Consider the following 26,713-nt stretch of genomic DNA (forward strand, 5'->3'; position numbering starts at 1 on the left):
TGTAAATTTAACTACAGTGCGTTTTGGTTAACTTAAATTTATCTGATTAAGAAAGTCTCCTACTAGTTTATCATATTCATGCTTATTCTTTATATAAGCTTGAGCATGGCCTGCATTAGGTGCAAGATATAACTTTTTTATTCCTGTTTTTTTATTATACATGTCTATGCTCATCTTAGGAAGTATATATTTATCCTCTTTACCATGAATAAAAAATATAGGCGTGTTAATGTCTTCTATGTTTTCAATAGGTGAGACTTGATTATAAAACACACCTGATCTTAACTTACTTATAAAACTTGATATAGTTATTATCGGAAAATAAGGCAGATGATAATCTTCTTTTAATCTAAACTTAAATAATGAAACTAAGTCAGAGTAAGGGCAGTCTGCAATATAAAAGCTTATTCTTGGATCAATAGCTGCATGCTGCAAAATAGTGGCAGCTCCCATGGATTCACCATGAATTCCTACTATACAATCACTGCCACATTTATTAAAAATCCAATCTACACAAGCTTTTAAATCGAACTTTTCATAAAAACCATAAGTAGTATGTTTTCCACCGCTTTTACCATGGTTTCTATGATCATATATAAAAATGTTAAAGTTCCTTTTAAAAAATATATCCATATATTTTACTGATGTATAAAGTGTACATGTAATTCCATGGCATAATATTACGGTTTTTTTAGGATTTTTCCCGGGAAAAAATAAACCGTGTAGCTTGTATCCATAAGGTGAATCAATATAAATTTCTTGTTTTTCTAATTTTTCGAAAGAATCTTTTAATATTCTTCCACATTCCAATTCATAATCATAACTTTTATCATAATTCCATGTTTTGGGTTTCAAAACTATGTTTGAAAAATAGAAACATATGGCAATAATTATAAATATAAATAAAATTATTATTAATGCTAATTTTATGGTCATCATACATCTCCTTATGTAAAATTAGATTATGTAACTTTAATATTAAATAATACTTGGTTTACAATAAGATTATATATTAAGTAAAGTTAAAAATAAATAATAGTTTGTTGCACAAACATGTAAAAATAACTAAAATATAATTATAGATTTAGAGGGGATGGGTTTAATGAAAAAAGATGATTTCAATATAATGTATAATGTTAAAATGATTGAGGAGTTGAAGGCAGATCTTTTATGTGTAATTAGTGATTTTTTTAAGCTACTCACTAAGGGAAGTAATGTGGCACAGGAGGCAATACTTGATTGTATTTCTGGGGCAATGATATTGCTATATTTACTATCAGAGAGATTAGGATATTCCCATGCTGCAGTAGATGAAAACATGAAAAAAAAGTTAAAATTAGGAATTATTGAGGAGGACAAAATAGAAAAGGAAGGTAAAGATTTAAGTAAGTTGTATAATCATTTAAAAGAAAGAGAATAACGGAGGATAAAATGCACAATAGAATTTATAATACTAGAGCTATGGTAGAAGCAGGACTAATTACAGCTCTCATAGTAGTAATTATGATGATAACAGTATATGTACCTATATTTTCAATGTTTGGTATGTTTATTTTACCTATTCCTGTAACAGTACTATATATTAGACATAATTATAAAGTTACATTAGGTGCAGTAGTGATAAGTGCAATACTCATTGCCATGCTGTACAGTCCCATATCAGCATTAACATCTTCTATATTATTTGGTATTACAGGGATGACCTTTGGATATTGTATAAAAAATGATAAAAAATTAAGCACCACAATACTATTATTGGCATTAGCATCAGCTATAGGTATTGTTATAAACTTCAGTATTTATGTAAATTTGTTAGATAAAAGAGGAATGGCTGGGTTTATTAGTGATAATATAAGAATAATGAAAGAATCTCTTAATTTATCTAAGGAACTATATGGTAAAATGGGAGTAAGCAGTGAACAGTTTGCAACAATTGAAAAATCTTTTGAACTTTTTACTCCAGATTTTATATTGAAACTTATACCTGCCATAGTTATTCTTATGTCATTTTTTTCTGCATATATAAATTACATTTTGACTTCATCAATATTAAAAAAGCTAAGATATAATATGAAACCAATGGTTCCATTTAGTCAAATATATATTAATACACGAATAGGAACTTTAGTTGGTGTAACTCTTTTGATAGGATTGTTGCTTGGTAGAAGTAAAGTACAAGGTGCGGATTATATTATAAACTCAGCAGAATATTTACTTCAATTTATATTTGTAATAGACGGAATATCCGTGGCAGCATATTACTTAAGAAATAGGTTTAACATATCGAAGCCGATTACAGCTTTAATATTATTCTTTACTGTTTTTTCACAAATGTCTGTAATCTATGTATATGCAGGTTTGGCAGATATGTTATTTGATTTTAGAAAGCTTGATCCTTATAGGAGGCCAAGAACAGAGTAACTGGAGGTTACTAAATGGATAAAAAGTATAATTATTTTATAACAAGTAATAAAATGTATATGATAATAATTGCTATTCTTATTTTAGCGCTCATAGCTTATGGTCATATTTTGGCAGGTATAGTAGCTATAAGTTTATATGGTTTGCTTGTAATTTATAATATTAAAAATACAAAAGTGAAAAAAGATGAGTGGAAAAGATTTATTGAAGACTTTTCTTCTAAGTTGGATAATGCTACTAGAAACACTCTTGTAAGACTTCCTTTTCCGTTGGTTATTATTGGAAAAGAGGGAGAGATGTTATGGTATAATCAGAAATTCTTTCCTATAATTCAAGATGAGGATATACTGGGAAAAAACATTAAAAGTATAGTTAAGGAATTTAACTTGAGGCAAGCGCTAGATGGAAAAGAAAATGTACTTAGATATATTAAGATAAAGGATAGATATTATGATATATATACGAATGTTGTAGATACATCTGAAAATACAAAAGACAGGATACTACTTTTGTATTTTTATGATGTTACAGACTTATTTCAAATTGTAGAGTCTGTGGATTCAGAAAAAGAAATAGTTATGCTCATAGAAGTTGATAACTTTGATGATGTAATAAAAACTATTGATGAAGATAAAAGGCCCTTAATAATTGCAGAAATAGAAAGAACAATAAATACCTATGCTCAAAGTTTAAATGCAATGCTAAGAAAATATGACGGAAACAAGTATGTGCTATCAGTTCAAAATAAATATATTGAAAAAGAGATGGAAAAAAAGTTCGATATATTAGATACTGTAAGAGAAATAAACATGGGAAACAAATTAGCTGTAACTCTAAGTATAGGGGTAGGTCGTGGCGGAGAAACTCCTATGATAAATGAAAACTATGCTGTGTCAGCTAAGGAATTAGCACTTGGTCGTGGTGGAGACCAGGCCATAGTAAAGAATGGTGAAAAGCTTTCATTTTATGGAGGAAAGACGAAAGAGGTAGAGAAAAGAACAAAAGTTAGAGCAAGAGTTATAGCACATGCACTAGTAGATTTGATAAATGAAAGCAATAAAGTATTCATAATGGGTCATATGACTCCTGATATAGACTGTTTAGGAGCAGCTATTGGAATTTACAAAGCAGTTACATTACTAGGAAAGAGCTGCTTTATAATATTAGACAATGAGAATAATAGCATAAGACCAATATTAGAGAAAATTAAGGAAGAGGAAGACTACGAAAATGCATTTATAAGTAGTAAACAATGTATTGAGGAAGCAGATACAAATAGTCTTCTTATACTTGTTGATGTGCATAGCAAAGGGTATGTACAGAATATGAATGTTGTTGATTACTTTAATAAATTAGTTATAATAGATCATCATAGAAAGTCTACTGACTTTATAGAAGGGGCTCTTTTAAGTTATATAGAGCCATATGCATCATCTACGTCAGAACTAGTTACTGAAATGCTTCAATATATGGTTGAAAAACCAAAACTAAAGCCTATTGAAGCGGAGGCATTGCTAGCTGGAATTTGTGTTGACACAAAGAATTTTTATTTTAAAACTGGTGTAAGAACCTTTGAGGCTGCTTCTTTTCTAAGAAGATTAGGAGCGGATACAATAGATGTAAAAAGGTTTTTTGCTGATGACCTAGAAACTTATTTAAAAAGAGCTGAGATTATTAAATCAGCGAAGATATTTAAAAACATAGCGATAGCGATATGTCCTAATGAAATAGAAGATACTGTATTAGCTGCACAGGCAGCGGATGAGCTGCTAAATATTACAGGTATTCAAGCATCTTTTGTTTTTGTTAAAATAAAAGATGAGATATTTATCAGTGGAAGATCACTTGGAGATATAAATGTGCAATTAATACTTGAATCCCTAGGTGGAGGAGGACATATGACTATGGCTGGAGCAAAATTTAAATCTGTTGATATAAATGAAGCTTTTGAAAAGCTCAAAAATGCCATAGATAAATACATTAGGGAAGGTGAAGAGTAATGAAAGTTATATTAGTAAAGGATGTTAAATCACTAGGGAAGAAGGGAGACATAATAAATGCTTCAGATGGATATGCAAGAAACTATTTATTTCCAAGAGGACTTGCACAAGAAGCTACAGATTCAAATCTTCATATTTTAAATAATAAGAAGGAAGCTGAGAGAAGACAAAAACTAGCTGAAATAGAGGCCGCTCAAAAGTTAGCTGAAAGCCTTAAAGGCAAAGAAGTAAATCTTTGTGTTAAATCAGGTGAAAATGGAAGATTGTTTGGAGCAATAACAGGAAAAGATATAGCAGACGAAATAAATAAGAAATTTAACATTAATATAGATAAGAAAAAGGTTGTGGTAGATACTATAAAACAGCTTGGAACTTATGATGTAGAAATAAAATTGTATCCTGAAATCTCCACAAAGGTTAAAGTGGTTATTGCAGAAAAATAAGGGGGAAAATTTGTGAAATCACAATTTGTTGATGGGTTGGAACAGGAATTGGCTAATACTATACCAGTTGATACCCAGGTAAATGTTCTATATGATATTTTGAATAAAGTAATAGACGAAGGTACTGTAAGGGCTAGAGTAGTAAAATATAAGCTGCAAAACTATATAAAAAGTAAAGATATATTTAAGAGAATTTATGCATTAAATAAAATAGTAAGTGATGGTAAAGGATTAAATTCTATACCAGATGAATCTAATATGTACGAAGCTCTTGAAGATACAAATGTTTGGATTTCAGAAGCATTAGCAAAAAATTATGTGAAAAATAAAATAGAGAACGAAGTAGAAAAAAACCTCATGGAAAAACAAGATAAGTATATGGATGAGGTTAGATTAAGTATAATAAAAAAGCAAAAAGGTCCAGAAAATGCAAAAACTCTTAAAAAATATGCTCAGCTTGAAGTACTAGACTCTAAAAAATTAAGCAAAAGCATTCAAGGTATTCTAAGACCAGAAGCTTTTAGTGAAATTGTTGGACAGGAAACAGCAATAAAAGCTATTTTATCAAAGATAGCATCTCCATATCCTCAACATATTATACTATATGGTCCTCCAGGGGTTGGAAAAACAACTGCAGCTAGACTTGCGCTAGAAGAAGTAAAAAAGCTAAAATATACTCCCTTTAAGAAAGATGCTAAATTTGTAGAGGTAGATGGCACTACATTAAGATGGGATCCAAGAGAAATTACTAATCCTTTGCTTGGATCTGTACATGATCCAATTTACCAGGGAACTAAAAGAGATTTAGCTGAAACAGGAATTCCTGAACCAAAGCTTGGACTTGTTACGGAAGCTCATGGCGGCGTGCTTTTTATAGATGAAATTGGCGAATTAGATGAAATGCTTCAAAATAAGCTGTTGAAGGTATTAGAAGATAAGAGGGTTGAATTTTCGTCTTCATATTATGATCCAGAAGATGAAAACACACCTAAATATATAAAATATCTTTTTGAAAATGGAGCACCAGCAGATTTTGTACTTATAGGAGCAACCACAAGAGAGCCTAGTGAAATAAATCCAGCTTTAAGGTCAAGGTGTACAGAAGTATATTTTGAACCTTTAACATCAATAAATATACAACAAATAGTAGAAAATGCTGCTGATAAGTTAAATATACAATTGGAAGAAGGCGTGTCTGAGCTTATAAGCAGATACACAATTGAAGGAAGAAAAGCAGTAAACATACTATCAGATGTTTATGGTTATGTACTTTACAACGATCAGGATACTAACTTAAAAGACAAGGTAAAGATAACAGTTGAAAATTTAAAGGAAGTAATATCTATAAGTAGATTAGTTCCTTTTGAGGAAGTTAAAGTAGAATCAAAATATGATGTTGGACATATATATGGGTTAGGCGTAAGTGGATATATAGGGTCTACTATAGAAATAGAAACAGCGGTTTTTGAAGCAAAAGAAAAAGGAAAAGGGATAGTAAGATTTAATGATACAGCTGGAAGCATGGCTAAAGATTCTGTGTTTAATGCAGCGTCAGTTATCAGAAAAATAACTGATAAGGATATAAGTGACTATGATATACATGTAAATGTAATAGGTGGAGGAAAAATTGATGGACCTTCAGCAGGAGCTGCTATTACAGTGTGTATTATTAGCGCACTTTTAAACAAGCCATTAAGACAGGATATAGCTATAACAGGAGAAATATCGCTTAGAGGTAATATAAAGCCTGTTGGAGGAATTTTTGAAAAAATTTATGGAGCAAGAAGAAAAGGAATAAAACTTGTAATTGTTCCAGAAGACAATTTCAAAGAAGTTCCTCAAGGACTTGAAGATATAGAAGTTAAGGCAGTAAGTAATATTGAACAACTTATTGAACTAGTATTTTAAATTAAATTCTAAGGAGTGATGATAAATGGATGCACCTCTTAGAAGTATGCCTCATAGTATTGAGGCTGAACAAAGCGTAATAGGTTCTATGATTGTAGATAAAACTTCCATAGCTGAAGCTATGGAAGTTTTAAAAACTGAAGATTTTTATAAGGATTCACATAAGGCCATATTTAATGCTATTTTGGATCTTTATCAAAAAGATATAGCCGTGGATATAATAACTCTTACAGAGCACTTAAAGTCTACAGACAAGTTAGAGGCAGCAGGTGGAATAACTTATATAAGCGAATTAAGTGGATCTGTGATTTCTACGGCTAATGTACAGTCATACATAAAGATTGTAAGTGACAAGTCCATTTTAAGAAAACTTATTAGAGCTTCTACAAAAATTATAGAAGAGAGTTATAACAATCAAGATGATGTATTGAGGACTATGGATTTAGCCGAAAAAGAGATATTTAATTTATCTAATGGCAAAAGTACATCTGATTTTGAACCTATGAGTGTAGTTTTAGAAAGAGGATTTTTAGAAATAGAAAGGCTTTTTAATAATAAAGGCGAGACTACAGGAGTTCCATCAGGATTTAGAGACCTTGATATGAAAACATCTGGTTTTCAAAAGGGTGATATGGTGTTGATAGCTGCAAGACCTTCTATGGGAAAAACCACCTTTGCATTAAACTTAGCAGAGCATGCAGCGCTTAGAGCAGGAAAAAGTGTAGCTATATTTTCCCTGGAAATGTCTAAGGAACAATTGGCATATAAGCTTTTATGTTCGCAAGCTCATGTAGATATGCTAAAGCTTAGAACCGGTAACCTAGATGATAAGGATTGGGAAAATATTGCTAAAGCATCAGGTCCGCTTGCTAGTGCTAAAATATTTATTGATGATACCGCTGGTATGTCAGTAATGGAAATGAGGTCAAAGTGCAGAAGGTTGAAAATAGAGCAGGGAATAGATCTAGTACTTATAGACTACCTTCAGCTTATGTCAGGTAGTAAGGGTGGTTCTGAGAGTAGACAACAGGAAGTTTCAGAAATATCAAGATCAATTAAGGCACTGGCAAAGGAAATGCAGTGTCCAGTTATTGCACTATCTCAGTTATCTCGTGCGCCTGAACAAAGAACAGACCATAGACCTATGCTATCGGATTTAAGAGAGTCCGGTTCTATCGAACAGGATGCTGACTTAGTTATGTTCTTATATAGAGATGAATACTATGATAAGGAAACCGAAGATAAAAATATAGGTGAGTGTATAATAGCAAAGCAAAGAAATGGTCCAACTGGTACTGTTAAATTAGCTTGGTTAGGACAATTTAGTAAGTTTGGAAATTTAGATGTTATACATCAAGAATAAGGTAAGGGCTTTTACTATAAATAAGGTAAAAGCCTTTACCTTATTTATAGTAATATGCACAGTAGAATTTGCATGAAAACTTTACTTTTATGTAAAATTAAGTTAAACTAATTATAGTATATGCTCCTATAGCTCAGTTGGTAGAGCAGCTGATTCGTAATCAGCAGGTCACAGGTTCGACTCCTGCTAGGAGCACCATATTAATTTCTAATAAAAATGGGTTGAATTTTTTTTTCTCTGTATTTATAATTAAAACCAAAAGGCTAAATTTTGTTAAATGTAATTTTGAAGATTTAGAGCGAATGCAGAATACAGAATATTTTAAATTTACCTCTAAAAGGTTTGTTTTATATTTTGATATATTGAAATATGAAAAATTACTGTTAATATTAGATTTTAAGTGGTGAGAATATGTTATTTTATTAAAATTTAGTGTTATCGTTTTAACAATGTGGATTTTGTGAAATTTTGGGGGGTATTATAGTTGTTAAATAAATACGAAAGTGAAAAAGATAATAAAACTGACATAGATTTTAATAAAGGAGGATATTTGAGTATATTTCAGATACTACCTTTTGAAGCCATTTTATTAGATAAAAACAACAAAGTTATTAAGTTAAACCCTAAAGCGCATGACACATTTTATAATATAGAGTTTGAAAATGAGATAAATAAATTAGTATGCCAAATTGAAGATAGGTTAGTGAAGCTTGACAGTGAAAATACAGAACTTTCAATGGAAAGAGAAATTTTGACTAATAAAGGAGCAAAGTATTTTAATATTAAAATAGTACCTATAATTGATGCTGGAAATGAATTTGAAGGTAAAATAATAATATTAAATGACATTACTGACTACAAAATAAAAGTTTGGGAGCTAAAAAAAGAAAAAGAAGATGCAGAAACAGGTAGTAAAATTAAAAATGAATTTTTAGCTAATATAAGTCATGAAATAAGAACCTCTGTTAACGGTATTATAGGTATGACAGATTTAACTTTAATGACTAATTTAAACTCCGAACAAAAAGAAAACTTAAATTTAGTGAAGTCAAGTGCATTAAGTTTGTTAGATATGACTAATAGTATTTTGGACTTTTCTAAAATTCAATCTGGAAATATAAAACTAGATAGTGTTGAATTTAATTTTAAAGAACTCATAGACGAGATTGTAAGGTTAACTGCAATTAAGGCCCTTGAAAGCAAATTGGAGTTTAAAGCAAAAATAGATGAATCAATACCTGATACATTAATTGGTGACCCTATAAGAATAAAGCAAATTTTGGATAATTTAATAGCTAACTCTATAAAATTCACTAAGTATGGAACTATTTCCCTCATAATTGAAAAGATAGAGTCTGCTGACAAAAAAGTTAATTTGAAATTTTTGGTAAGAGACACAGGTATAGGTATAGATAGAAAAGACATACCTAAATTATTTACAGGTTTTAGTCAGATTGATAATAAAGAATATACCAGAAAGAATTTTGGTCCTGGCCTAGGTCTTAGCATTTGTAAGGGACTTGTAGAAATGATGGATGGTAAAATTGAAGTAAAAAGTAGAAAAGATGTAGGGTCTGTGTTTTCATTTAATATATATTTAGAAAAAGGTAAGAAATACAGTAGTACAAATATAAGTGATAAAAAAGCAAAGGTTCAAACAAATAATTTAGTTGGTAGAAGGTTGAATATTCTTATTGTTGAAGATGATAAGGCAAGCCAAATGGTAATATACAATTTATTCAAGAAAAATGGACACACAAGTGATATTGCCAATAATGGAGAAGAGGCTTTAAAGCTTATTGAAAATAAGAAATATGACTTAATACTTATGGATATACAAATGCCTATACTAGATGGAATTCAAACTACAAAAATAATTAGGAAATCTGAAGAAAATAATGATAGTCGTACACCTATTATAGCTCTAACAGCATATGCTTTAAAAGAAGATAAAGAGAAGTTTTTGAATGCAGGTATGGACAACTATATTTCTAAGCCTTTTAATATTGATGAACTTTTAAAAATGGTTTACAGTACAGTAAAAACAGATACTGGAAATACCTCTTATTTTATGAATAAGCAAAATAGTATGGATGGAGATTCATTATTTTTATATCTTTTATAATTATAATATTATATAACTGCTTTTTACATTTATAAAAAGGAAGGTGTTGTCGTGTTTGGTATACTTGATAGATTTGAAGGTAGTTTTGCAATAGTAGAACTATATGATAGCCAGATAATAAACATTGAAGTAAGCAAAATACCAAAAGAAGCTAGAGAAGGTGATGTTCTTAGTATAGGAGAACACATAACAATAGATCATGAAGAAACTAAAAAAAGAAAAAATGCAATAGAGAAATTATCTAAAGATATGTGGAAATAGGTGGCAAAGGCTAGAGTGAAACTGAGAAGGTTTTATTCTAGCCTTTTATTTTTGTACACTCTTATCATTGTTACCTAATAATTGTTTATTCTTATAATACAAAATAAAGTAATTAACAAAAGCAATTAACGCACTTATAACAGACAAATATATAAGATAAGTACCTAACTTTATATTGATAGTTAAGGTAAATATAGATAAGTAAAATAATATAGTTGTAAGCTTTCCTAACTTGTTAGATGGAATTATGGTATTTTTATTATATAATATTATGCCAAAGAATATCATAGAGAGTTCTTTTATAGAAATTATTATAAGAATCCACAAAGATATATAATTTTTTATTACTAGACAGCTTAAAACAGTTAATATCATAAGTTTATCAGCTAATGGATCTAATACTATGCCTAGTTTAGTTATTAGAGAGTATTTTCGTGCTAAATAGCCATCTAATATATCTGTCAATCCAGCAATTAGAAACACCATTATAGAGTAAAATAGGTTATCAGGCACATTTGAGAAAAATAATAAAATAAAAACAGGAATTAAAAGTAATCTAAAGAGAGTGAGAATGTTTGGTAAATTCATAATATCACTCCAAAATAAAAGTAATTATATTTTTGTTTTAGTGTATGCTATGAATAATAATGAGTTGCTTGTATTAAATAGTAGATAAATATATTTTAATTCTTTTAACTGAAAAATGAAAGATATTTATAAGATTATGAATATAAAAAAGCTAAATTGAAAACATTTACGAATCTTAATTTAAATTTATTAATTAATATTCGTATTTATATTGACTGAACTATTCACTTTTGATAGGATTAAATAGGATGCATGTGTCTATGTAAAGAATTATAAGATAATCGATAAAGGATTAGTAATAATTTTTACAGACTTATAAACTGCATATACTAATGTTAAGTTGGCATATTAGTAGTATATAAGGGAAGAAATATATAATAAAAAAGTGTCAATAAAGATATATAAACTATGGTACAGATATATCATAAATATTATGTTACCGAAGTTGATATGACAAGAGATATAGTAAGCCAATAAATATTCGTCAATGCTTAAGTATAGCTAACTTAATAAAAGAGGAGGAAATTTTTATGTCAGCATTTATTGTTTTAGGAGCCCAATGGGGAGATGAAGGAAAAGGTAAGATGACAGATTATCTTGCAGAAAGTGCAGATGTTGTAGTTAGATTTCAAGGTGGAAACAATGCAGGACATACCGTTGAGGTTGGAGATAAACAATATAAACTTCATTTAATACCTTCAGGAATACTTTATGATACTAAATTAAATGTAATAGGTAATGGAGTAGTTGTAGACCCAAAAGCTTTATTTGAAGAAATAGATTATTTAAAAGGTGTTGGAGTAGATGTAACTCCAGAAAAACTAATGATAAGTGATAGAGCACAACTTATAATGCCATATCATAAGGTACTTGATGGTATAAAAGAAAAGGCTAGAGGAAAAAAGGATATAGGAACAACAGGAAAAGGAATAGGACCATGCTATACTGATAAGATGGAAAGAAGCGGTATAAGAGTTTGCGATTTAATGCACAAGGAAGTTTTTGAAGAAAAACTAAAGGATAACGTAGATGCTAAAAATGATATTATAACAAAAATTTACGGAGGGGACAGTTTAGACTTTAGTGCTATATATAATGAATACTTGGAATATGCTGAGAGAATGAGACCTTTTGTAAAAGATATATCAGTTGAAGTATTTAACAACATAAAAGCAGGTAAAAAAGTATTATTTGAGGGTGCACAAGGTACATTGCTTGATATAGATTATGGTACATATCCATATGTAACATCATCTAATACTATAGCTGGTGGTGTATGTACAGGGGCAGGAGTTGGTCCTACAGCGATAACTAGTGCAGTAGGAATAGCTAAAGCATATACAACAAGAGTTGGTAAAGGACCTTTCCCAACAGAGCTATTTGATGAAACTGGTGACTGGATAAGAGAAAAAGGACATGAATATGGCGTAACTACAGGAAGAGCAAGAAGATGTGGATGGTTAGATTTAGTTATACTTAAGACTACAGCAAGAATTTCTGGTCTTACAAGTTTTGCTGTAACTAAGATAGATACTCTAGCAGGAATGGAAAAGGTAAAGGTATGTACAGGTTACAAGTTTGATGGAAAAGTTATTGATTACGTTCCAGCAAGTCTTGAAGATTTAGCTAAGTGTGAACCAATATATGAAGAGTTTGATGGATGGGATAAAAGTATAGAAGATGCTAGAAGTTATAATGATCTTCCAGAAAACGCTAAGATATATCTAAAGAAAATAGAAGAATTTACTGGTACAAAAATATCTATAGTATCAGTAGGACCAAGAAGAGATCAAACTATTGAAGTGACAGAAATATAACTTAAAAAAATTCAGGTGTATAATAGAATTATACCCTGAATTTTTTATTTTCATGAAAAATTATGGAAAAGTTTAGGAATATATTATAAAATAAATTTATGATATATAGAGAGGTGTAGTTCTATGTGTGAGATAGTGACAGAAAGAGAATATGAAGTTCAATATTACGAAATAGACTGTAAAAAAAGATTACTTATAACAAATTTAATGAATTATCTTCAGGATATTGCTATAAGGCAATCTGAAGACATAGGTGTTGGAATAGACTACCTAACACAACATGGTATAGCGTGGGTTCTTCATAAATGGCATATAGATATGTATAGATATCCTGTATATGGAGAAAAGATTAAAATAATAACTAAACCTTATTCTTTTAAAAAGTTTTATGCATATAGGGTCTTTGAAATAGTAGATTCAAAGGGAAACACTATAGGAAAGGCTAAATCTATATGGTTCTTAATTGATACTGAAAAAAGAAGAGCCATAAGAGTGACAGAAGAAATGTATAATGCATATGGAGTTCCGAAGGATAAAAATGATATTCTTGATATAGAAAAAATAAGTGAGCCATTAGAAATACATAGCGAAAAAGTCTTTCAAGTAAGGTATAGTGACATAGATACAAATAGACATGTTAATAATGTGAAATATGTAGAATGGGCTATAGAGGCTGTACCATTAGATATAGTAAATAACTATGTAATTACAAGTGTAAATACGGTCTATGAAAAAGAAACTACATATGGAGATACAGTAAAGGTCTTAGTAGAAATAGAGACAAATGAAAATAATATAACATGCTTCCATAGAGTTGTTGATGGAGAAGATAAACAGTTGTGCTTAGTTCAAACTAAATGGGAGAAATAAGAAAAATGCTGCTGACCTTACTTTTCAGCAGCATTTTTTCCAGCTATAAATCCAGAACTCCATGCCCATTGTAAATTGAAACCTCCACAATCCCCGTCAACATCAAGTAATTCACCTGCAAAATATAAATTTTTAATTATTTTTGATTCAAGAGTTTTAGGGTTTATATCATTTGTATCTACACCACCAGCAGTTACTTGAGAGTTTTTGAATGAGTTAGTATCGCACACTGAAAAAGTCCATTCTTTAAGTAGATTTAGTAACTGTTGTTTTTCCTTCCAATCTAATTCACAGCATAGTTTATGTATATTATCTATTGAAGCCTCTTTTAAAAGTATAGGAATAACTTTTTTATTTATAATTCCGATAAAGGAATTGTAGACACTTCTGTAACTAAATGTTCCCCAGTGATTTTCTAAAAACTCTATTAGATTTTCTTTATCCAAATCAGACATCATATCTATAGTTAAATTCACAGATTTGCCCTCAGATAAAGCGGCAGAAGCAGTACGACTCAGTTGAAGTATAGGGGGACCGGATATTCCGTAATCTGTAAATAATATTTCTCCAAATTCTCGTCTTTTAGAAATGCCATCTACAAATATTTCAGCAAAGCCATTGAATTTTACTCCAGACAAAGCCTTAAGATTTTTATAACTTAATTTAAGCTGTACTAGGGCTGGTATTGGAGTTATTATATTATGGTTTAATGATTTAGCTATCTTAAAACCTGATCCATCAGAGCCTGTATTAGGGGCTGATTTGCCACCACAACACAGTATGAGTTTTTTGCACTCATATACATCATTGGATTCAGTAAATAGCTTAAAAGACTTAGAGCTCTTTTTTATGTCGTTAACTTTAGAATTTAGATATATAGGAATATTACGGTCTTCTATAGCTAACCTAAATATATCAAGTACTGAAGATGCTTGAAGTGATAAGGGATACATTTTTCCATCTTCTAAAGTAGCTAAGGGAAGACCTAAGGAATAGAAAAAATTAGTGGTATCATCTAATTTAAAACTGTCTAAAGCAAACTTAAAAAATTCAGGGTTTTGACTATGATACCTTGAATAAGAAATATTGCTATTTGTTATATTGCACCTACCATTTCCAGTTGAAAGAATTTTAGTTCCTATTCTGCTGTTTCCCTCTAATATTGCAACATCTTTTCCAGAATCTTTAGCGGTAATTGCTGCTATTATACCAGCAGCACCGCCGCCTACTATTATTATTTCATGAAACAAAGACAACAACTCCTTGTAATCGAATTATTCTATATTATTTTATCGTAAAAATATAGTTTTGGTAATAGAATTTTTATAGGTATAATCCACTATGTAGAAACCAGGGCTTAAATTACATTTGTAATGAAGAAAGTATAGTTGTTATAATTATAGTACAGTAATTCTAAAAATAATCACATGTTAGACCTGCTCGCACTTGAAAATATATTTAGTGAGGAGGAATTTTTTTATGAGAGCTAAAATATTAAATAAATCTATAGATAGTACTAAAGAAGAGTTGAAAGTTCTAAGCATAAACTACGATTTCGTTGCAGTCCAAATAAATGATGATAAAAAGGTTATTAGAAGGGATGAAGTAGAGCTTATATTCGAGAACGATTCTGAGAAGATTTTGGATCAGTATGAAGATATATTAAAGATAAAACTAAACAAAGGTATGACATTTGCTTTTTATCCTACACTTATAAACTTTATAGAAGATATCGTTGGAAGGAAAGTTGAGCAAATAGATGTATTAGAAGACGAGTTTAAGTTTATTAAAAAAGGAATTTGGGAAAAAAATTTACTCATAGTTATAAATAATTTAAGAACATTTAAAATTAGTGCAATAGGTCAAAAATATGGAGATAACTTTAGCTTTACTATAAAGGAAATTAATTTAAGTAATTTCTTGAAAGAATATGAATTAAAGATTAAAGCTTTAGAAGAGGAAATTAAAGAAAGGCAAATTCTAAAAAATAAATATGAAGAAACGTTAAAAAATGTCATTAATAATAGTATAATCAATAATGAGTCTATCTTACTAAATAATTAGTAAGATAGTTTTTTTATATTTAATTCTATTTTGTATATAATATTCATAATAGGGTTAGGCATCTTTTACTTTTTATTTTCTTTCAGATGCCTTAATTAAAATTTTCTATTGAAAGGGGAAAAGTGCTATATGGAAGCTTCAGAATTATTAAATTACAAAAATTGGGTAGTTGTTGGTGATGTGCTAAATGAAAGTAAATATGCATTCAGAATATTAAGTAGCTTGAGAGATTCTAATTTTAATGTAGAGGGGGTAAATCCTAGAGATACTACTGGTAAGGTATATAAAACACTAGAAGAGGTGAAGTATAAAATAGATGTTATAGATTTATGCATAAATCCTATACAGGGATTAAAGATAATTGAGAGTGCTGCTAACCTTAATATAGATAAAGTGCTAATACAACCTGGAGCAGAAAGTGAAGAAATATTGAGTTTATGTAGAAATAAGGGTATTATAGCTATAGAAGGGTGTGCGCTTGTAGAACTTTCTAGGTTATAAGTTTTTAAGGGGGAGTCATTAATGTTTACGATATATGCTGTATCAGATTCTATAGGAGAGACTGCTGAGCAAGTTGCAAGAGCAACTGCTTGTCAGTTCTATGATAATATAAAAGTTCAGAGAGTACCATACATAAAAAGCTTTGAAGATGTAAATGAATTTATAAACAAAATTGAAGACAGAGAAAATACTATGATTATATCAACAATAGTTTTAGTTGATGTTAGAGAGTTTTTAATCCAAAGATGTATAGAAACTGGTATACACATAATGAATGTACTAGGTCCTTGTATCAGCGTTGCTTCTAGAATTTTGAACAAGCTTCCTGATTATAAGCCAGGTGCAGTTTGGGAGATGGACTCGGAATACTATAAAAAAATAGAAGCTATGGAATTTGCTATTCAGTATGATGATAGCAAAGATCATTCAGGTATTAAAAATGCGGATGTAATTTTAGTAGGGCTTTCAAGAACATCCAAAACACCACTTTGTATGTATTTAGCTAACAAAGGAATTAAGGCATTAAACATACCTATAATGCCGGAAGTACCAGTACCTAATGAACTGTTTGAAGTTGATAGAAAGAAAATAATAGGGTTAACAATAGACCCAATGCATCTTATTGAAATAAGAAGACATAGAATAGATAAATTTTCTAAGTTATCTACAGAGATACAATATGCAAATGCAGAAAGAGTTTTAGATGAGTTGGAATTTGCAGATAGACTTATGAGAAAGCTTAATTGTAAAATTATAGATGTCACAAAAAGAGCTATAGAAGATACTGCATTAATAATAATGGAACACATAGATTATATGGGATTAAAGCAATACTAAAATATAAAAAGATGATACAAAACTTTGTCTAAAGCACTGATTTTGAAGGACTTTAGACAAAAACTATAATATAGTATAAAAAAATATAAAAAAAATGTTGACACTTTGATAAATATCTTGTATTATAGTCTATGTCGGGTCGCTGCAAGTGAACTGAAAAGATAAATATGGCCCCTTGGTCAAGCGGTCAAGACACCACCCTTTCACGGTGGTAACAGGGGTTCGATTCCCCTAGGGGTCACCATTATAATATATGGGCGCATAGCTCAGCTGGGAGAGCATCTGCCTTACAAGCAGAGGGTCACAGGTTCGAGCCCTGTTGTGCCCACCATATATTATGGCCCAGTGGCTCAGTTGGTTAGAGTGCCGGCCTGTCACGCCGGAGGTCGAGGGTTCGAGTCCCTTCTGGGTCGCCATAATTATTTATATTAAATAATTATGATGATATTGTAAGTCTAAATTTATAACATGAAAATCTAATATGGCCCTTTGGTCAAGCGGTCAAGACACCACCCTTTCACGGTGGTAACAGGGGTTCGATTCCCCTAAGGGTCACCATTATAATATATGGGCGCATAGCTCAGCTGGGAGAGCATCTGCCTTACAAGCAGAGGGTCACAGGTTCGAGCCCTGTTGTGCCCACCATATATTATGGCCCAGTGGCTCAGTTGGTTAGAGTGCCGGCCTGTCACGCCGGAGGTCGAGGGTTCGAGTCCCTTCTGGGTCGCCATATTTAATTCGCTGGTTTAGCTCAGCAGGTAGAGCAACTGACTTGTAATCAGTAGGTCGCGAGTTCGATTCTTGCAACCAGCACCATTAAATAAAATTGCTTTTTAATTAGCATGGCCCCTTGGTCAAGCGGTCAAGACACCACCCTTTCACGGTGGTAACAGGGGTTCGATTCCCCTAGGGGTCACCATTTTAATATGTGGGCGCATAGCTCAGCTGGGAGAGCATCTGCCTTACAAGCAGAGGGTCACAGGTTCGAGCCCTGTTGTGCCCACCACATATTTATGGCCCAGTGGCTCAGTTGGTTAGAGTGCCGGCCTGTCACGCCGGAGGTCGAGGGTTCGAGTCCCTTCTGGGTCGCCATATTTAATTCGCTGGTTTAGCTCAGCAGGTAGAGCAACTGACTTGTAATCAGTAGGTCGCGAGTTCGATTCTTGCAACCAGCACCAAAAACAAGCTGCATATTTTATATGTAGCTTGTTTTTTTATGTAAGTGCTTAAATTTACACAAAAAAAGGCACTATAATTTAATAGTGCCTTTGTAACTATTGTTGTTTTAAAATCTTTTGCCTTTTATATTTTGACCTATTCTTATATCCTCTCCAAAAAACTTACATAAAGTAAAGTCACCAAGTAATCTTGAAGAGATTCTTTCTGAATATATTTTTAGAAGTTCTTCCAAATCATGATTTGTAGATATTAGCATTTTTTTTCTATTTAATAGCTTTCTGTTTAACAGATTAAACAGCTCCGTTTTAGAAAAGTCAGTTATCTGTTCAGAGCCTAAATCATCTAGTATCAATAGATCACAATTTATAAGCAAATCTTCTAGGTTTTCATCATTATTAAATCTTATATGTTTTAAATTTTGTATTAGAGACTCTGAGGTTCTATAAACTACCAAGTACCCTCTGTCTAAGAGCTCTTTAGCAATACAATCTGATAAAAAAGTTTTTCCAGTGCCAGGAGTTCCATAAAACAATAAGTTTTCAGGAGATGAAGAAAAATTCTCAATGAAATTCCATGACTTAGATACAATTTCTTCAATATTCTTTCTTGGACTAATTGGTTCATTTATGTTTCTTCTAGAAGGATAAAGCTCAATATTAAAATTTTCGAAATTATTCTTTGCGAGTATAGTTTTCAAATCGGAATTTTCATAATATAACTCTACCAGCTTTTGTTTATAACAAGTGCATTTTTTTGTTTCAATAAAACCTGTATCTTTACATTTAATACACCTATATTGAGGTTCCAGATAGTCTAAGGGATAATTGTTTCTAACTAGTAATTCAGACTTTTTTATTCTAAGATCAGTTATTTTTTCTTTTAATTCATTAAGATATTCATCTCTGTTTTCCGAATTATTAAGTATACTTATTGATAATTTAACACAAAGTTTACCGATTTCACGTTCTATATTTAAAACATCTGGTACTTTCTCTTCAATTTCTTTTCGTCTATCTTTAATCGCTTTTTCTTCGGCATTTCTTATATTTTCGTATATCTTCATTATATTGGAGTGATATCCTTTAATCATCTTTGTTATCCCATCCTAATAATTTTTTTTCTAAATCTTTAAAATTGTAACTACGCTGCTTAAAGTTATTAAATGTGCTGTTTGTAGCTTTATTCACATTGTTATTTTTATTAAAGTTATTTGGGTAATAAGTTTTTTTAGTATCTTTTGAATCTATGGCTTCTACAGTTTTAAGGCCTTCTTTGTTCCAGCTGCCCAAAATCCCATCAATATACTTAAAATCAGCTTTATTAATTCTCTGAAAGCATACATCACAGGCTTTGTATATTACATCTAATGGAAAGTTATATGTATTTATCCATTTATGCAGCATATCTTCTTGTGGTTTCATTATTTCTGCATCTTTTATACCTAAGTAACCTAATATCTTTCTTATCTTAATCCACTTATCTTCATGCTTTTTTATAAAGCTTTGAGCATCGTCTATGTTTTTAATTTTTGCATCAAACCACGCAATTGCTATCTTTTCTATATATCTACAATCTGTTTTACCTTTTGAAGCACAATATTGAATTAGAAGTAGTATGATTTCAGGGCTAAAGCTAAAATCTTTTAGCCAGCTTATGTACATAGTCATTTCCTTTGATGAAAGGGGTCTCCCCAAAAGTCTCTCTATATCTTGAAGCATATCTTTTGTAGAATTCTTATTTAATTCTTCAAGTAAGTTTATATCTTCTTGATTCTCACTAGGTGAATTTGTTAGATCTAAAAACTCAATACTGTAATTTCCCATGTTATCTATAGGAATTATTTTAACCACATTTTCATCACTCCAGTAATTCCATGCATTTAAAAGATCAGTTTCTAGGAGATGAAGGGCGCTAGCCATTATTTGAGAGCTTACACCAAGTTCACCAGAAACACAATATTTTAGCCCTAGAAGATATACTTTAACGAACTCTCCTCGGGCCTTTGGCATAAATCTATCTATAAAAATATTACTCACCGGAGTATAGTTTGAATTACCACTTTTGAATACGAAAGTGCTCATAATTTCATGACCTACCTTTATCTATGTTTAGTGTTAAAAATAGTTTCTAATAAATCATTATAACAAAATAGAAGTAGTATAACAATTAAAAAAAATTACAAAACATGTAATAATTTCTTAAAAATAAGGCAAAATAAAGAAGTGAGAGCAAAAATATCATAATGAAAGGATGATCAGTTTGTCACTTAGTAATAGGGCTAAGGCAATATTAGCTAGTTTGTCTATAGTAATTACTATTATAGTATCTGGCCAATACATATACTACAATAAATTTAATGCTTATCAAGTATATATGAATGGTAAGCCGTTAGCCTATGTAAAAAACAAAGAAGATTTTTATAATGTGGAGAAAAATATAGAAAAAGATTTAGAAAAGAGGTTCGGAAAAATTACATTAAAGGATGATATAACTTTTAAAGAGGTTTCAATTAAAAATGAAAATATAGCAGATAGCAGCGTAATTAAAAACTCAATTATAAAAAATAGTAGAACGAGTATACCAACGGTTTTAATGAAATCAGATGGCAGAGAAGTTGGAGTGCTTGCTAATGAAAGTGAAATGATTAAAGTGTTGGATATAATTAAAAATGAGTATAAAGAAAAAGATAAAGATGGAACATTTAAATTAAATAACCGTATAACCTATGTAAAACAAGATACCAACATTAAAGATATAAGTACAATAGAAGAAACAATAAAAATAGCGAAAGAAAATCCTAGCAACCCTCTTATATGTTTTTCAAAAGAAAAGGAAACTAATGGAGTGCAAAATGTAAGCCTCTCAAGGTCATTAAGTGTAACTAGCTTTGTAAGTTTCCCATCTAAAGGAACTATAACATCACCTTTTGGTATGAGATGGGGGAAAATGCACAATGGTATAGATATAGGGGCACCTATGGGAGATCCTATTCATGCTGCTATGGATGGAAAAGTAGTTTATGCAAAATGGGAAGATGGATATGGAAAGGTTATTAAGATAGATCATGGAGTAGGAGTACAAACAGTGTATGGACATTGCAGCAATATAGATGTAAATGAAGGTCAGCAAGTTAAAAAAGGTGAAAATATAGGAAAAGTAGGAAGTACAGGTAATAGCACTGGACCTCATGTACATTTTGAGGTTAGAGTTGATGGGGCGCCTCAAGACCCTTTAAAGTATTTAAAATAATATAAGATATTGAAACTGTAATTTGCAAATAAAAATAATAGGTTGTATTATTTTTCAGAGGATAATTGACAGAGGACAGTGAAGGAGGATTTTCCGAAGTGTAAGGTCGAAAAGTCCTCCTTCACTGTCCTCTAATAAAAATTATTTTGTATAAAGGAATAGTAGCGCCTGATTTACTTTTTATGGAAAAATTATTGACATATACTCTTTTTTAATATATACTTTGACTATCAAAATATTTGATGATAAAAATAACTTTAAAGGGGACGATCAAATGAAATTACCTCCATTAATTATAGGAGACTTAAAAGCGGAGGTACCTATTATCCAAGGTGGTATGGGTGTAGGGGTATCCGGTTATAGGCTCTCATCAGCGGTAGCAAATGAAGGAGGTATTGGTATAATATCTGGAGTCCAAATAGGATATAGAGAACCAGATTTTGAAACTAATACTAAAGAAGCTAATGTTAGAGCACTAAAAAACGAGGTGAGAAGGGCAAAAGAATTAAGCCCTAAAGGAATAGTAGGAGTTAACCTTATGGTGGCCATTACTAATTATGATGAAATGGTAAAGGCTTGCGTAGAGGAACAAGTAGATATAATAATTTCTGGCGCAGGACTTCCTTTGACATTGCCAAAATTAGTTGAGGGAAGTAATGTTAAGATAGCACCGATTGCCTCTTCAGGAAAATCAGCTTCAGTTATTACAAAGCATTGGATTAAAAAATATAATAAAATTCCTGACATGGTTGTAGTTGAAGGACCGGAGGCTGGCGGACACTTAGGATTTCATGCTGATGATGTTAGAGAAGGAAAACTAACTTTAGAGGAAATTGTAGTTGAAGTAATTGAAGCGTTAAAACCTTTTGAAGAAGAATATGGATCAAAGATCCCTGTAGTGGCTGCAGGTGGTATTTACACTGGAGAAGATATTGCTAAATTTATAAAATTAGGTGCTTCAGGTGTTCAAATGGCAACAAGATTTGTAGCAACTGAAGAATGCGATGCTCATTTAGAATATAAAAAAGCATATGTAAATTCAAGCAAGGAAGATATTAAAATTATACAAAGTCCTGTAGGCCTTCCTGGAAGAGCCATTAAAAATGAATTCATCAATCAAGTAGAAATAGAAAGAATTAGCCCTAAGAAATGCTATAATTGTTTGAAAAAGTGTAATCCAAAAGATACACCTTATTGTATTTCAAAAGCTTTAATACAAGCAGTTAAAGGCAATATTGAAGATGGTCTTATTTTTGCAGGAAGCAGCGCGTATAGAATAGATAGGATTGTTACTGTAAAAGAGTTAATTAATGAACTTGTTGTTGATGCTGAAAAAAGTTTAGTTGATTGTAAATAATAGTACTGCTACTTGCATAGTAGCAGGTTTATTTTCATGTGTCTTATTTAATTTAAATTTTAGAAGTGGTGATTATGTGACTAAGTGTATTAGCGTTTTAAATGAGCTTTTAGTAGGCATTTTTAATGATATACTAGAAATTGAACAAAACGCTCTTCAATCTGGTTCTTTTAGTGATTTATCCGTTACAGAAATACATACTATTGAAGCAATAGGAATGTATAAGCCAAGAACTATGACAGAAGTTGCATGTCAGCTGCATATTACTTTAGGAACGCTGACTAAAGCGATAGGTCATCTAGTCAGAAAAGGCTATGTAGAAAGAAAAAGAAGTGAAGAAGATAGAAGAATAGTATATATTGAACTGACAAAACGAGGAAAGCTTGCTTATAGAGTTCATCGAAAGTTTCATTCTGATATGGTAAAGGGAACCATTGAAGAACTTACAAAAGAGGAAGAGGAAACTTTAGTGAAAGCTCTAGATAAAATTAATAAATTTTTTATATCCAAATATAACTTAAATACTAACTTAAAGGAGAAAGGCAATGAATAAAGTACAGGTAATAGGTACAGGTAGTTATGTACCAGAAAAAATTGTTACTAATGAAGACTTATCCTGTATTATGGATACCAGTGATGAATGGATAAGCAGTAGAACTGGTATAAGAGAAAGAAGAATATCTGAAGGCGAAAATACATCTGATATGGCTACAAAAGCAGCACTAAAGGCTATTGAAATGGCCAATATTAAACCTGAAGATATTGATTTACTAATTGTAGCTACAATTACACCAGATAGCTTTACTCCTTCAGTAGCTTGCATGGTACAAGGTAATATAAATGCTGTGAATGCTACATGTTTTGATTTATCAGCTGCTTGTTCAGGATTTATTTATGGAATAACTGTAGCTACTCAATTTATAACTACTGGAGCTGCTAGAACTATATTAGTAGTAGGAGCTGAGACAATGTCAAAAGCCCTTAATTGGGAGGATAGAAATACATGTGTCCTATTTGGTGATGGTGCAGGGGCAGCTGTACTCAGAGCTTCTGATAAGGGTGGGGTATTGGCTATATATACTGGTTCAGAAGGAAGTAAAGGAAATGCACTAACTTGTGGAGCTATGCCAGTTATCAATCCATACGTACGAGAGAAAACTGATTATATCCCTGAAAATTATAAAATACAGATGGATGGAAGAGAAGTATTTAAATTTGCAGTTAGAACTATGACTAAGGGAGTGGAAAAACTTTTAGAGGATGCAAAGTGTTCAATTGAAGATATAAAATATATAATTCCTCATCAAGCAAATCATAGAATAATTGAATCTGCAATCAAAAAATTAAGTATAAGTGAAGAAAAATTTTATATTAATTTAGACAGATATGGCAATACATCTGGAGCTAGCATTGCTATTGCGCTAGATGAGATGGTACAAAAAAATATGCTAAAAACAGGTGATAAGATTTTACTTATAGGTTTTGGAGCAGGACTTACCTACGGTGGATTAATAATAGAATGGTAAGAAAATTTATTTAAACTATGGAGGACAAAATGGTATTTGAGAAAATAAGAAGAATAATGGCAGAACAACTAGGATTAAATGAAGAGGATATAACAATAGACACTTCATTTAAAGAATTAGGTATAGATTCGTTAGACCTATTTCAAATAATAATTGAAATAGAAGAAGAATTTGGAGTTCAAATAGAAGATGCAGAGTCAATTAAAACTGTAGAGGAAGCAGTAAGCTTTGTTGAGAAAAAAATATAAAAGTAGACTAATGTTAAATAATAAATTTATATATGATCAGGAGGAAAAAATATGATCAATTCCGCATTTGCCCAAATGGTTGGTATAAAGTACCCTATTATCCAAGGAGGTATGGCTTGGATTGCAGATAGTTCTTTAGCTGCAGCAGTATCTAATGCAGGAGGTATCGGTATTATAACCGGAAATGCTCCGTTAGAATGGGTAAGAGATGAAATAAGAAAGGCTAAGCAAATGACAGATAAGCCTTTTGGAGTAAATATAATGCTTTTAGGTGAGACTGCAGAGGCCGTAGCTAAAATGGTTTGTGAAGAAGGAGTTAAAGTAGTTACAACTGGAGCAGGCAACCCAGGTAAATATATTGATATGTGGAAACAGCACGGTATAAAGGTTATTCCTGTAGTGGCATCAGTGGCACTAGCAAAGAGAATGGAAAGAGCTGGTGTAGATGCAGTTATTGCTGAAGGCTGCGAGTCAGGAGGACACGTTGGCGAACTTACAACTATGGCATTAGTTCCACAGGTAGTAGATGCTGTAAATATTCCTGTAATAGCTGCAGGAGGAATAGGTGACGGAAGAGGAGCGGCTGCAGCTTTTATGCTTGGAGCAGCAGGAATACAAGTTGGCACAAGATTTTTAGTTGCACATGAATGTACTGTTCATCAAAACTACAAGAATAAGGTACTAGGCGCAAAAGATATTGATACACAGGTTACAGGTAGACCTACAGGTCACCCAGTGCGTGTTTTGAGAAATAAATTAACTAGACAGTTCCAAATACTTGAAAAAGAGGGAGCTGAATTAGAAAAGTTTGAGGAACTTGGTAGAGGAGCTCTTTCCAAAGCTGTACGTGAAGGTGATATTGACAATGGGTCTGTAATGGCTGGACAGATAGCAGGACTTGTTTGTAAAGAGCAAAGTTGTAATGAAATAATAGAAGAAATATTTACTGAAGCAGAAACACAATTAAAAAATGTTAGCCAAATTTTTGGAGCTAAATAACTTAGGAGGGCTATATGAGTAAAATAGCATTTTTATTCTCAGGTCAGGGAGCACAATATGTAGGCATGGGAAAAGAATTATATGATAATATAGAAGGGTGCAGAGAAGTTTTTGAAAGTGCTGATAAAGCCTTAGGACTTCCTATAAGTAAAATGTGCTTTGAGGGACCAGAGGATGAGTTAAATAGTACAGAAAATACTCAGCCTGCTATTTTAACTGTAAGTATTGCAGCACTTAAGGCATTAGAAAGCCATGGCATACATGCTGATGTTACTGCAGGTTTAAGCTTGGGTGAATACTCTGCTTTAGTTTATAGTGGAGCATTAGAATTTGAAGAAGCAATAAAGTTAGTTAAAAAGAGAGGAAAGTATATGCAGGAGGCGGTACCACAAGGTATTGGTACTATGGCTGCTATTATTGGATTAGATGAAGAGAGTATAAGAGAAGTATGTGATGAATGTTCTAATATAGGTGTAGTTGAACCTGCAAATTTAAATTGCCCAGGTCAAATAGTAATTGCAGGAGAAGTAAAAGCTGTTGAAGCTGCTTGTGAAAAATTAAAGGAAAAGGGAGCATTAAAAACTGTAATGTTAGCTGTTAGCGGTCCTTTTCATACATCAATGTTACAACCAGCAGCAGAAAAGTTAGAAGTGGAGCTTAAGGATATTTCTATAAATAATTTCAAAATTCCTGTAATAACAAATGTTACTGGGGAAATTGTTGAGAATAAGGATAATATAAAACCATATCTAAAAAAGCAAGTAATGAGCACAGTACTTTTTGAAAAGAGTATAAAAACAATGATGGATATGGGAGTAGATACTTTTGTGGAAATTGGTCCAGGAAAGGCATTAAGTGGCTTTGTAAAAAAAATAAATAGAAAAGCTACAATTTTAAATGTTCAAGATTTAAAATCTCTAGAAAGTACTATAGAGAAATTAAAAAAGTAGAATGGAG

General features: G+C 31.4%; 25 protein-coding genes and 12 tRNA genes. 32 read left to right on the forward strand and 5 right to left on the reverse strand.

What is annotated here, in order from left to right:
- Positions 1-27: 27 nt before the first annotated feature.
- Positions 28-936: an alpha/beta hydrolase gene (locus tag I6U51_RS08985; RefSeq protein ID WP_211142340.1), complete on the reverse strand. Its 909-nt coding sequence runs from the start codon at positions 934-936 to the stop codon at positions 28-30.
- Positions 937-1,102: 166 nt separating this feature from the next.
- On the opposite strand from I6U51_RS08985, the gene I6U51_RS08990 reads away from it, so the two are divergent.
- The 9 genes from I6U51_RS08990 to I6U51_RS09030 all read left to right on the forward strand — a co-directional run bounded on the left by I6U51_RS08990 (position 1,103) and on the right by I6U51_RS09030 (position 10,521).
- Positions 1,103-1,420, forward strand: coding sequence for a MazG-like family protein (locus I6U51_RS08990; RefSeq protein WP_211142341.1), 318 nt, complete (start codon positions 1,103-1,105; stop codon positions 1,418-1,420).
- Positions 1,421-1,431: 11 nt separating this feature from the next.
- A complete protein-coding gene (locus I6U51_RS08995) occupies positions 1,432-2,421 on the forward strand; it encodes a YybS family protein (protein WP_211142342.1) in 990 nt (329 codons plus the stop codon).
- A 14-nt stretch (positions 2,422-2,435) separates the two neighbouring features.
- Positions 2,436-4,421 (forward strand): DHH family phosphoesterase, encoded by a 1,986-nt coding sequence (locus tag I6U51_RS09000; RefSeq protein WP_211142343.1) that lies wholly within the window; start codon positions 2,436-2,438, stop codon positions 4,419-4,421.
- On the forward strand, positions 4,421-4,864 hold the full coding sequence (gene rplI / locus I6U51_RS09005; RefSeq protein ID WP_211142344.1) for a 50S ribosomal protein L9: 444 nt from the start codon (positions 4,421-4,423) through the stop codon (positions 4,862-4,864). Before I6U51_RS09000 ends, rplI begins: the two co-directional genes overlap by 1 nt.
- Positions 4,865-4,876: 12 nt before the next feature.
- A complete protein-coding gene (gene lonC / locus I6U51_RS09010) occupies positions 4,877-6,772 on the forward strand; it encodes a Lon family ATP-dependent protease (RefSeq protein WP_211142345.1) in 1,896 nt (631 codons plus the stop codon).
- Between the two features lie 25 nt (positions 6,773-6,797).
- Positions 6,798-8,135 (forward strand): replicative DNA helicase, encoded by a 1,338-nt coding sequence (locus I6U51_RS09015; protein ID WP_211142346.1) that lies wholly within the window; start codon positions 6,798-6,800, stop codon positions 8,133-8,135.
- Positions 8,136-8,257: 122 nt separating this feature from the next.
- Positions 8,258-8,333, forward strand: a tRNA-Thr gene (locus I6U51_RS09020).
- Positions 8,334-8,619: 286 nt separating this feature from the next.
- Positions 8,620-10,260 carry a response regulator gene (locus I6U51_RS09025; protein WP_246517204.1) on the forward strand — a complete coding sequence of 547 codons (1,641 nt, stop codon included), beginning with the start codon at positions 8,620-8,622 and terminating at the stop codon, positions 10,258-10,260.
- Between the two features lie 51 nt (positions 10,261-10,311).
- Complete coding sequence (locus I6U51_RS09030) at positions 10,312-10,521, forward strand: DUF3006 family protein (protein ID WP_211142347.1); 210 nt, start codon at positions 10,312-10,314, stop codon at positions 10,519-10,521.
- 45 nt (positions 10,522-10,566) lie between these two features.
- Here I6U51_RS09030 and pgsA read toward each other — a convergent pair whose 3' ends face one another.
- Positions 10,567-11,109 carry a CDP-diacylglycerol--glycerol-3-phosphate 3-phosphatidyltransferase gene (pgsA, locus tag I6U51_RS09035; RefSeq protein WP_211142348.1) on the reverse strand — a complete coding sequence of 181 codons (543 nt, stop codon included), beginning with the start codon at positions 11,107-11,109 and terminating at the stop codon, positions 10,567-10,569.
- Between the two features lie 530 nt (positions 11,110-11,639).
- Here pgsA and I6U51_RS09040 point away from each other — a divergent pair.
- Both I6U51_RS09040 and I6U51_RS09045 read left to right on the forward strand, forming a co-directional pair.
- A complete protein-coding gene (locus tag I6U51_RS09040; protein ID WP_211142349.1) occupies positions 11,640-12,926 on the forward strand; it encodes an adenylosuccinate synthase in 1,287 nt (428 codons plus the stop codon).
- 123 nt (positions 12,927-13,049) lie between these two features.
- Positions 13,050-13,796 (forward strand): acyl-[acyl-carrier-protein] thioesterase, encoded by a 747-nt coding sequence (locus tag I6U51_RS09045; RefSeq protein ID WP_211142350.1) that lies wholly within the window; start codon positions 13,050-13,052, stop codon positions 13,794-13,796.
- A 17-nt stretch (positions 13,797-13,813) separates the two neighbouring features.
- Here I6U51_RS09045 and I6U51_RS09050 read toward each other — a convergent pair whose 3' ends face one another.
- Positions 13,814-15,046, reverse strand: coding sequence for a BaiN/RdsA family NAD(P)/FAD-dependent oxidoreductase (locus I6U51_RS09050; protein ID WP_211142351.1), 1,233 nt, complete (start codon positions 15,044-15,046; stop codon positions 13,814-13,816).
- A gap of 229 nt (positions 15,047-15,275) precedes the next feature.
- Here I6U51_RS09050 and I6U51_RS09055 point away from each other — a divergent pair, with 229 nt between their 5' ends.
- The 14 genes from I6U51_RS09055 to I6U51_RS09120 all read left to right on the forward strand — a co-directional run bounded on the left by I6U51_RS09055 (position 15,276) and on the right by I6U51_RS09120 (position 18,376).
- Entirely contained in the window at positions 15,276-15,860 is a 585-nt protein-coding gene (locus I6U51_RS09055; protein ID WP_211142352.1) for a hypothetical protein, read from the forward strand.
- 129 nt (positions 15,861-15,989) lie between these two features.
- Positions 15,990-16,361 carry a CoA-binding protein gene (locus I6U51_RS09060; protein ID WP_211142353.1) on the forward strand — a complete coding sequence of 124 codons (372 nt, stop codon included), beginning with the start codon at positions 15,990-15,992 and terminating at the stop codon, positions 16,359-16,361.
- A gap of 21 nt (positions 16,362-16,382) precedes the next feature.
- Positions 16,383-17,198, forward strand: coding sequence for a pyruvate, water dikinase regulatory protein (locus I6U51_RS09065; protein WP_211142354.1), 816 nt, complete (start codon positions 16,383-16,385; stop codon positions 17,196-17,198).
- Positions 17,199-17,367: 169 nt separating this feature from the next.
- A tRNA-Glu gene (locus I6U51_RS09070) sits at positions 17,368-17,442 on the forward strand.
- 11 nt (positions 17,443-17,453) lie between these two features.
- Positions 17,454-17,529, forward strand: a tRNA-Val gene (locus I6U51_RS09075).
- 8 nt (positions 17,530-17,537) lie between these two features.
- Positions 17,538-17,614: transfer RNA gene (locus I6U51_RS09080), tRNA-Asp, on the forward strand.
- Between the two features lie 67 nt (positions 17,615-17,681).
- Positions 17,682-17,756 (forward strand) — tRNA-Glu (locus I6U51_RS09085).
- An 11-nt stretch (positions 17,757-17,767) separates the two neighbouring features.
- Positions 17,768-17,843, forward strand: a tRNA-Val gene (locus tag I6U51_RS09090).
- Between the two features lie 8 nt (positions 17,844-17,851).
- Positions 17,852-17,928, forward strand: a tRNA-Asp gene (locus tag I6U51_RS09095).
- A 10-nt stretch (positions 17,929-17,938) separates the two neighbouring features.
- Positions 17,939-18,014 (forward strand) — tRNA-Thr (locus tag I6U51_RS09100).
- A gap of 28 nt (positions 18,015-18,042) precedes the next feature.
- Positions 18,043-18,117, forward strand: a tRNA-Glu gene (locus I6U51_RS09105).
- Positions 18,118-18,128: 11 nt separating this feature from the next.
- Positions 18,129-18,204, forward strand: a tRNA-Val gene (locus I6U51_RS09110).
- Positions 18,205-18,213: 9 nt separating this feature from the next.
- Positions 18,214-18,290: transfer RNA gene (locus I6U51_RS09115), tRNA-Asp, on the forward strand.
- Between the two features lie 10 nt (positions 18,291-18,300).
- Positions 18,301-18,376: transfer RNA gene (locus tag I6U51_RS09120), tRNA-Thr, on the forward strand.
- Positions 18,377-18,483: 107 nt separating this feature from the next.
- Here I6U51_RS09120 and I6U51_RS09125 read toward each other — a convergent pair.
- Positions 18,484-19,467 carry an ATP-binding protein gene (locus I6U51_RS09125; protein ID WP_211142355.1) on the reverse strand — a complete coding sequence of 328 codons (984 nt, stop codon included), beginning with the start codon at positions 19,465-19,467 and terminating at the stop codon, positions 18,484-18,486.
- The gene (locus I6U51_RS09130; protein WP_211142356.1) at positions 19,460-20,458 is read right to left on the reverse strand and encodes a DnaD domain protein; all 999 of its coding nucleotides are present in this window, start codon (positions 20,456-20,458) and stop codon (positions 19,460-19,462) included. The genes I6U51_RS09125 and I6U51_RS09130 overlap by 8 nt, the downstream gene beginning before the upstream one ends.
- Before the next feature lie 178 nt (positions 20,459-20,636).
- Here I6U51_RS09130 and I6U51_RS09135 point away from each other — a divergent pair, with 178 nt between their 5' ends.
- The 7 genes from I6U51_RS09135 (at position 20,637) to fabD (ending at position 26,706) form a co-directional block, all read left to right on the forward strand.
- Entirely contained in the window at positions 20,637-21,626 is a 990-nt protein-coding gene (locus I6U51_RS09135; RefSeq protein WP_211142357.1) for a M23 family metallopeptidase, read from the forward strand.
- A 274-nt stretch (positions 21,627-21,900) separates the two neighbouring features.
- A complete protein-coding gene (locus tag I6U51_RS09140; RefSeq protein ID WP_211142358.1) occupies positions 21,901-22,983 on the forward strand; it encodes an NAD(P)H-dependent flavin oxidoreductase in 1,083 nt (360 codons plus the stop codon).
- Positions 22,984-23,059: 76 nt separating this feature from the next.
- On the forward strand, positions 23,060-23,536 hold the full coding sequence (locus I6U51_RS09145) for a MarR family transcriptional regulator (RefSeq protein WP_211142359.1): 477 nt from the start codon (positions 23,060-23,062) through the stop codon (positions 23,534-23,536).
- A complete protein-coding gene (locus tag I6U51_RS09150; protein WP_211142360.1) occupies positions 23,529-24,509 on the forward strand; it encodes a beta-ketoacyl-ACP synthase III in 981 nt (326 codons plus the stop codon). The genes I6U51_RS09145 and I6U51_RS09150 overlap by 8 nt, the downstream gene beginning before the upstream one ends.
- A 29-nt stretch (positions 24,510-24,538) precedes the next feature.
- Positions 24,539-24,757 (forward strand): acyl carrier protein, encoded by a 219-nt coding sequence (locus I6U51_RS09155; protein WP_211142361.1) that lies wholly within the window; start codon positions 24,539-24,541, stop codon positions 24,755-24,757.
- A 51-nt stretch (positions 24,758-24,808) separates the two neighbouring features.
- A complete protein-coding gene (gene fabK / locus I6U51_RS09160) occupies positions 24,809-25,756 on the forward strand; it encodes an enoyl-[acyl-carrier-protein] reductase FabK (RefSeq protein ID WP_211142362.1) in 948 nt (315 codons plus the stop codon).
- Positions 25,757-25,770: 14 nt separating this feature from the next.
- A complete protein-coding gene (fabD, locus tag I6U51_RS09165) occupies positions 25,771-26,706 on the forward strand; it encodes an ACP S-malonyltransferase (protein ID WP_211142363.1) in 936 nt (311 codons plus the stop codon).
- The last annotated feature ends 7 nt before the right edge of the window (positions 26,707-26,713 follow it).

It is taken from the genome of Clostridium aciditolerans (assembly GCF_016316925.1).
Classification (GTDB): domain Bacteria; phylum Bacillota; class Clostridia; order Clostridiales; family Clostridiaceae; genus Clostridium_AM; species Clostridium_AM aciditolerans.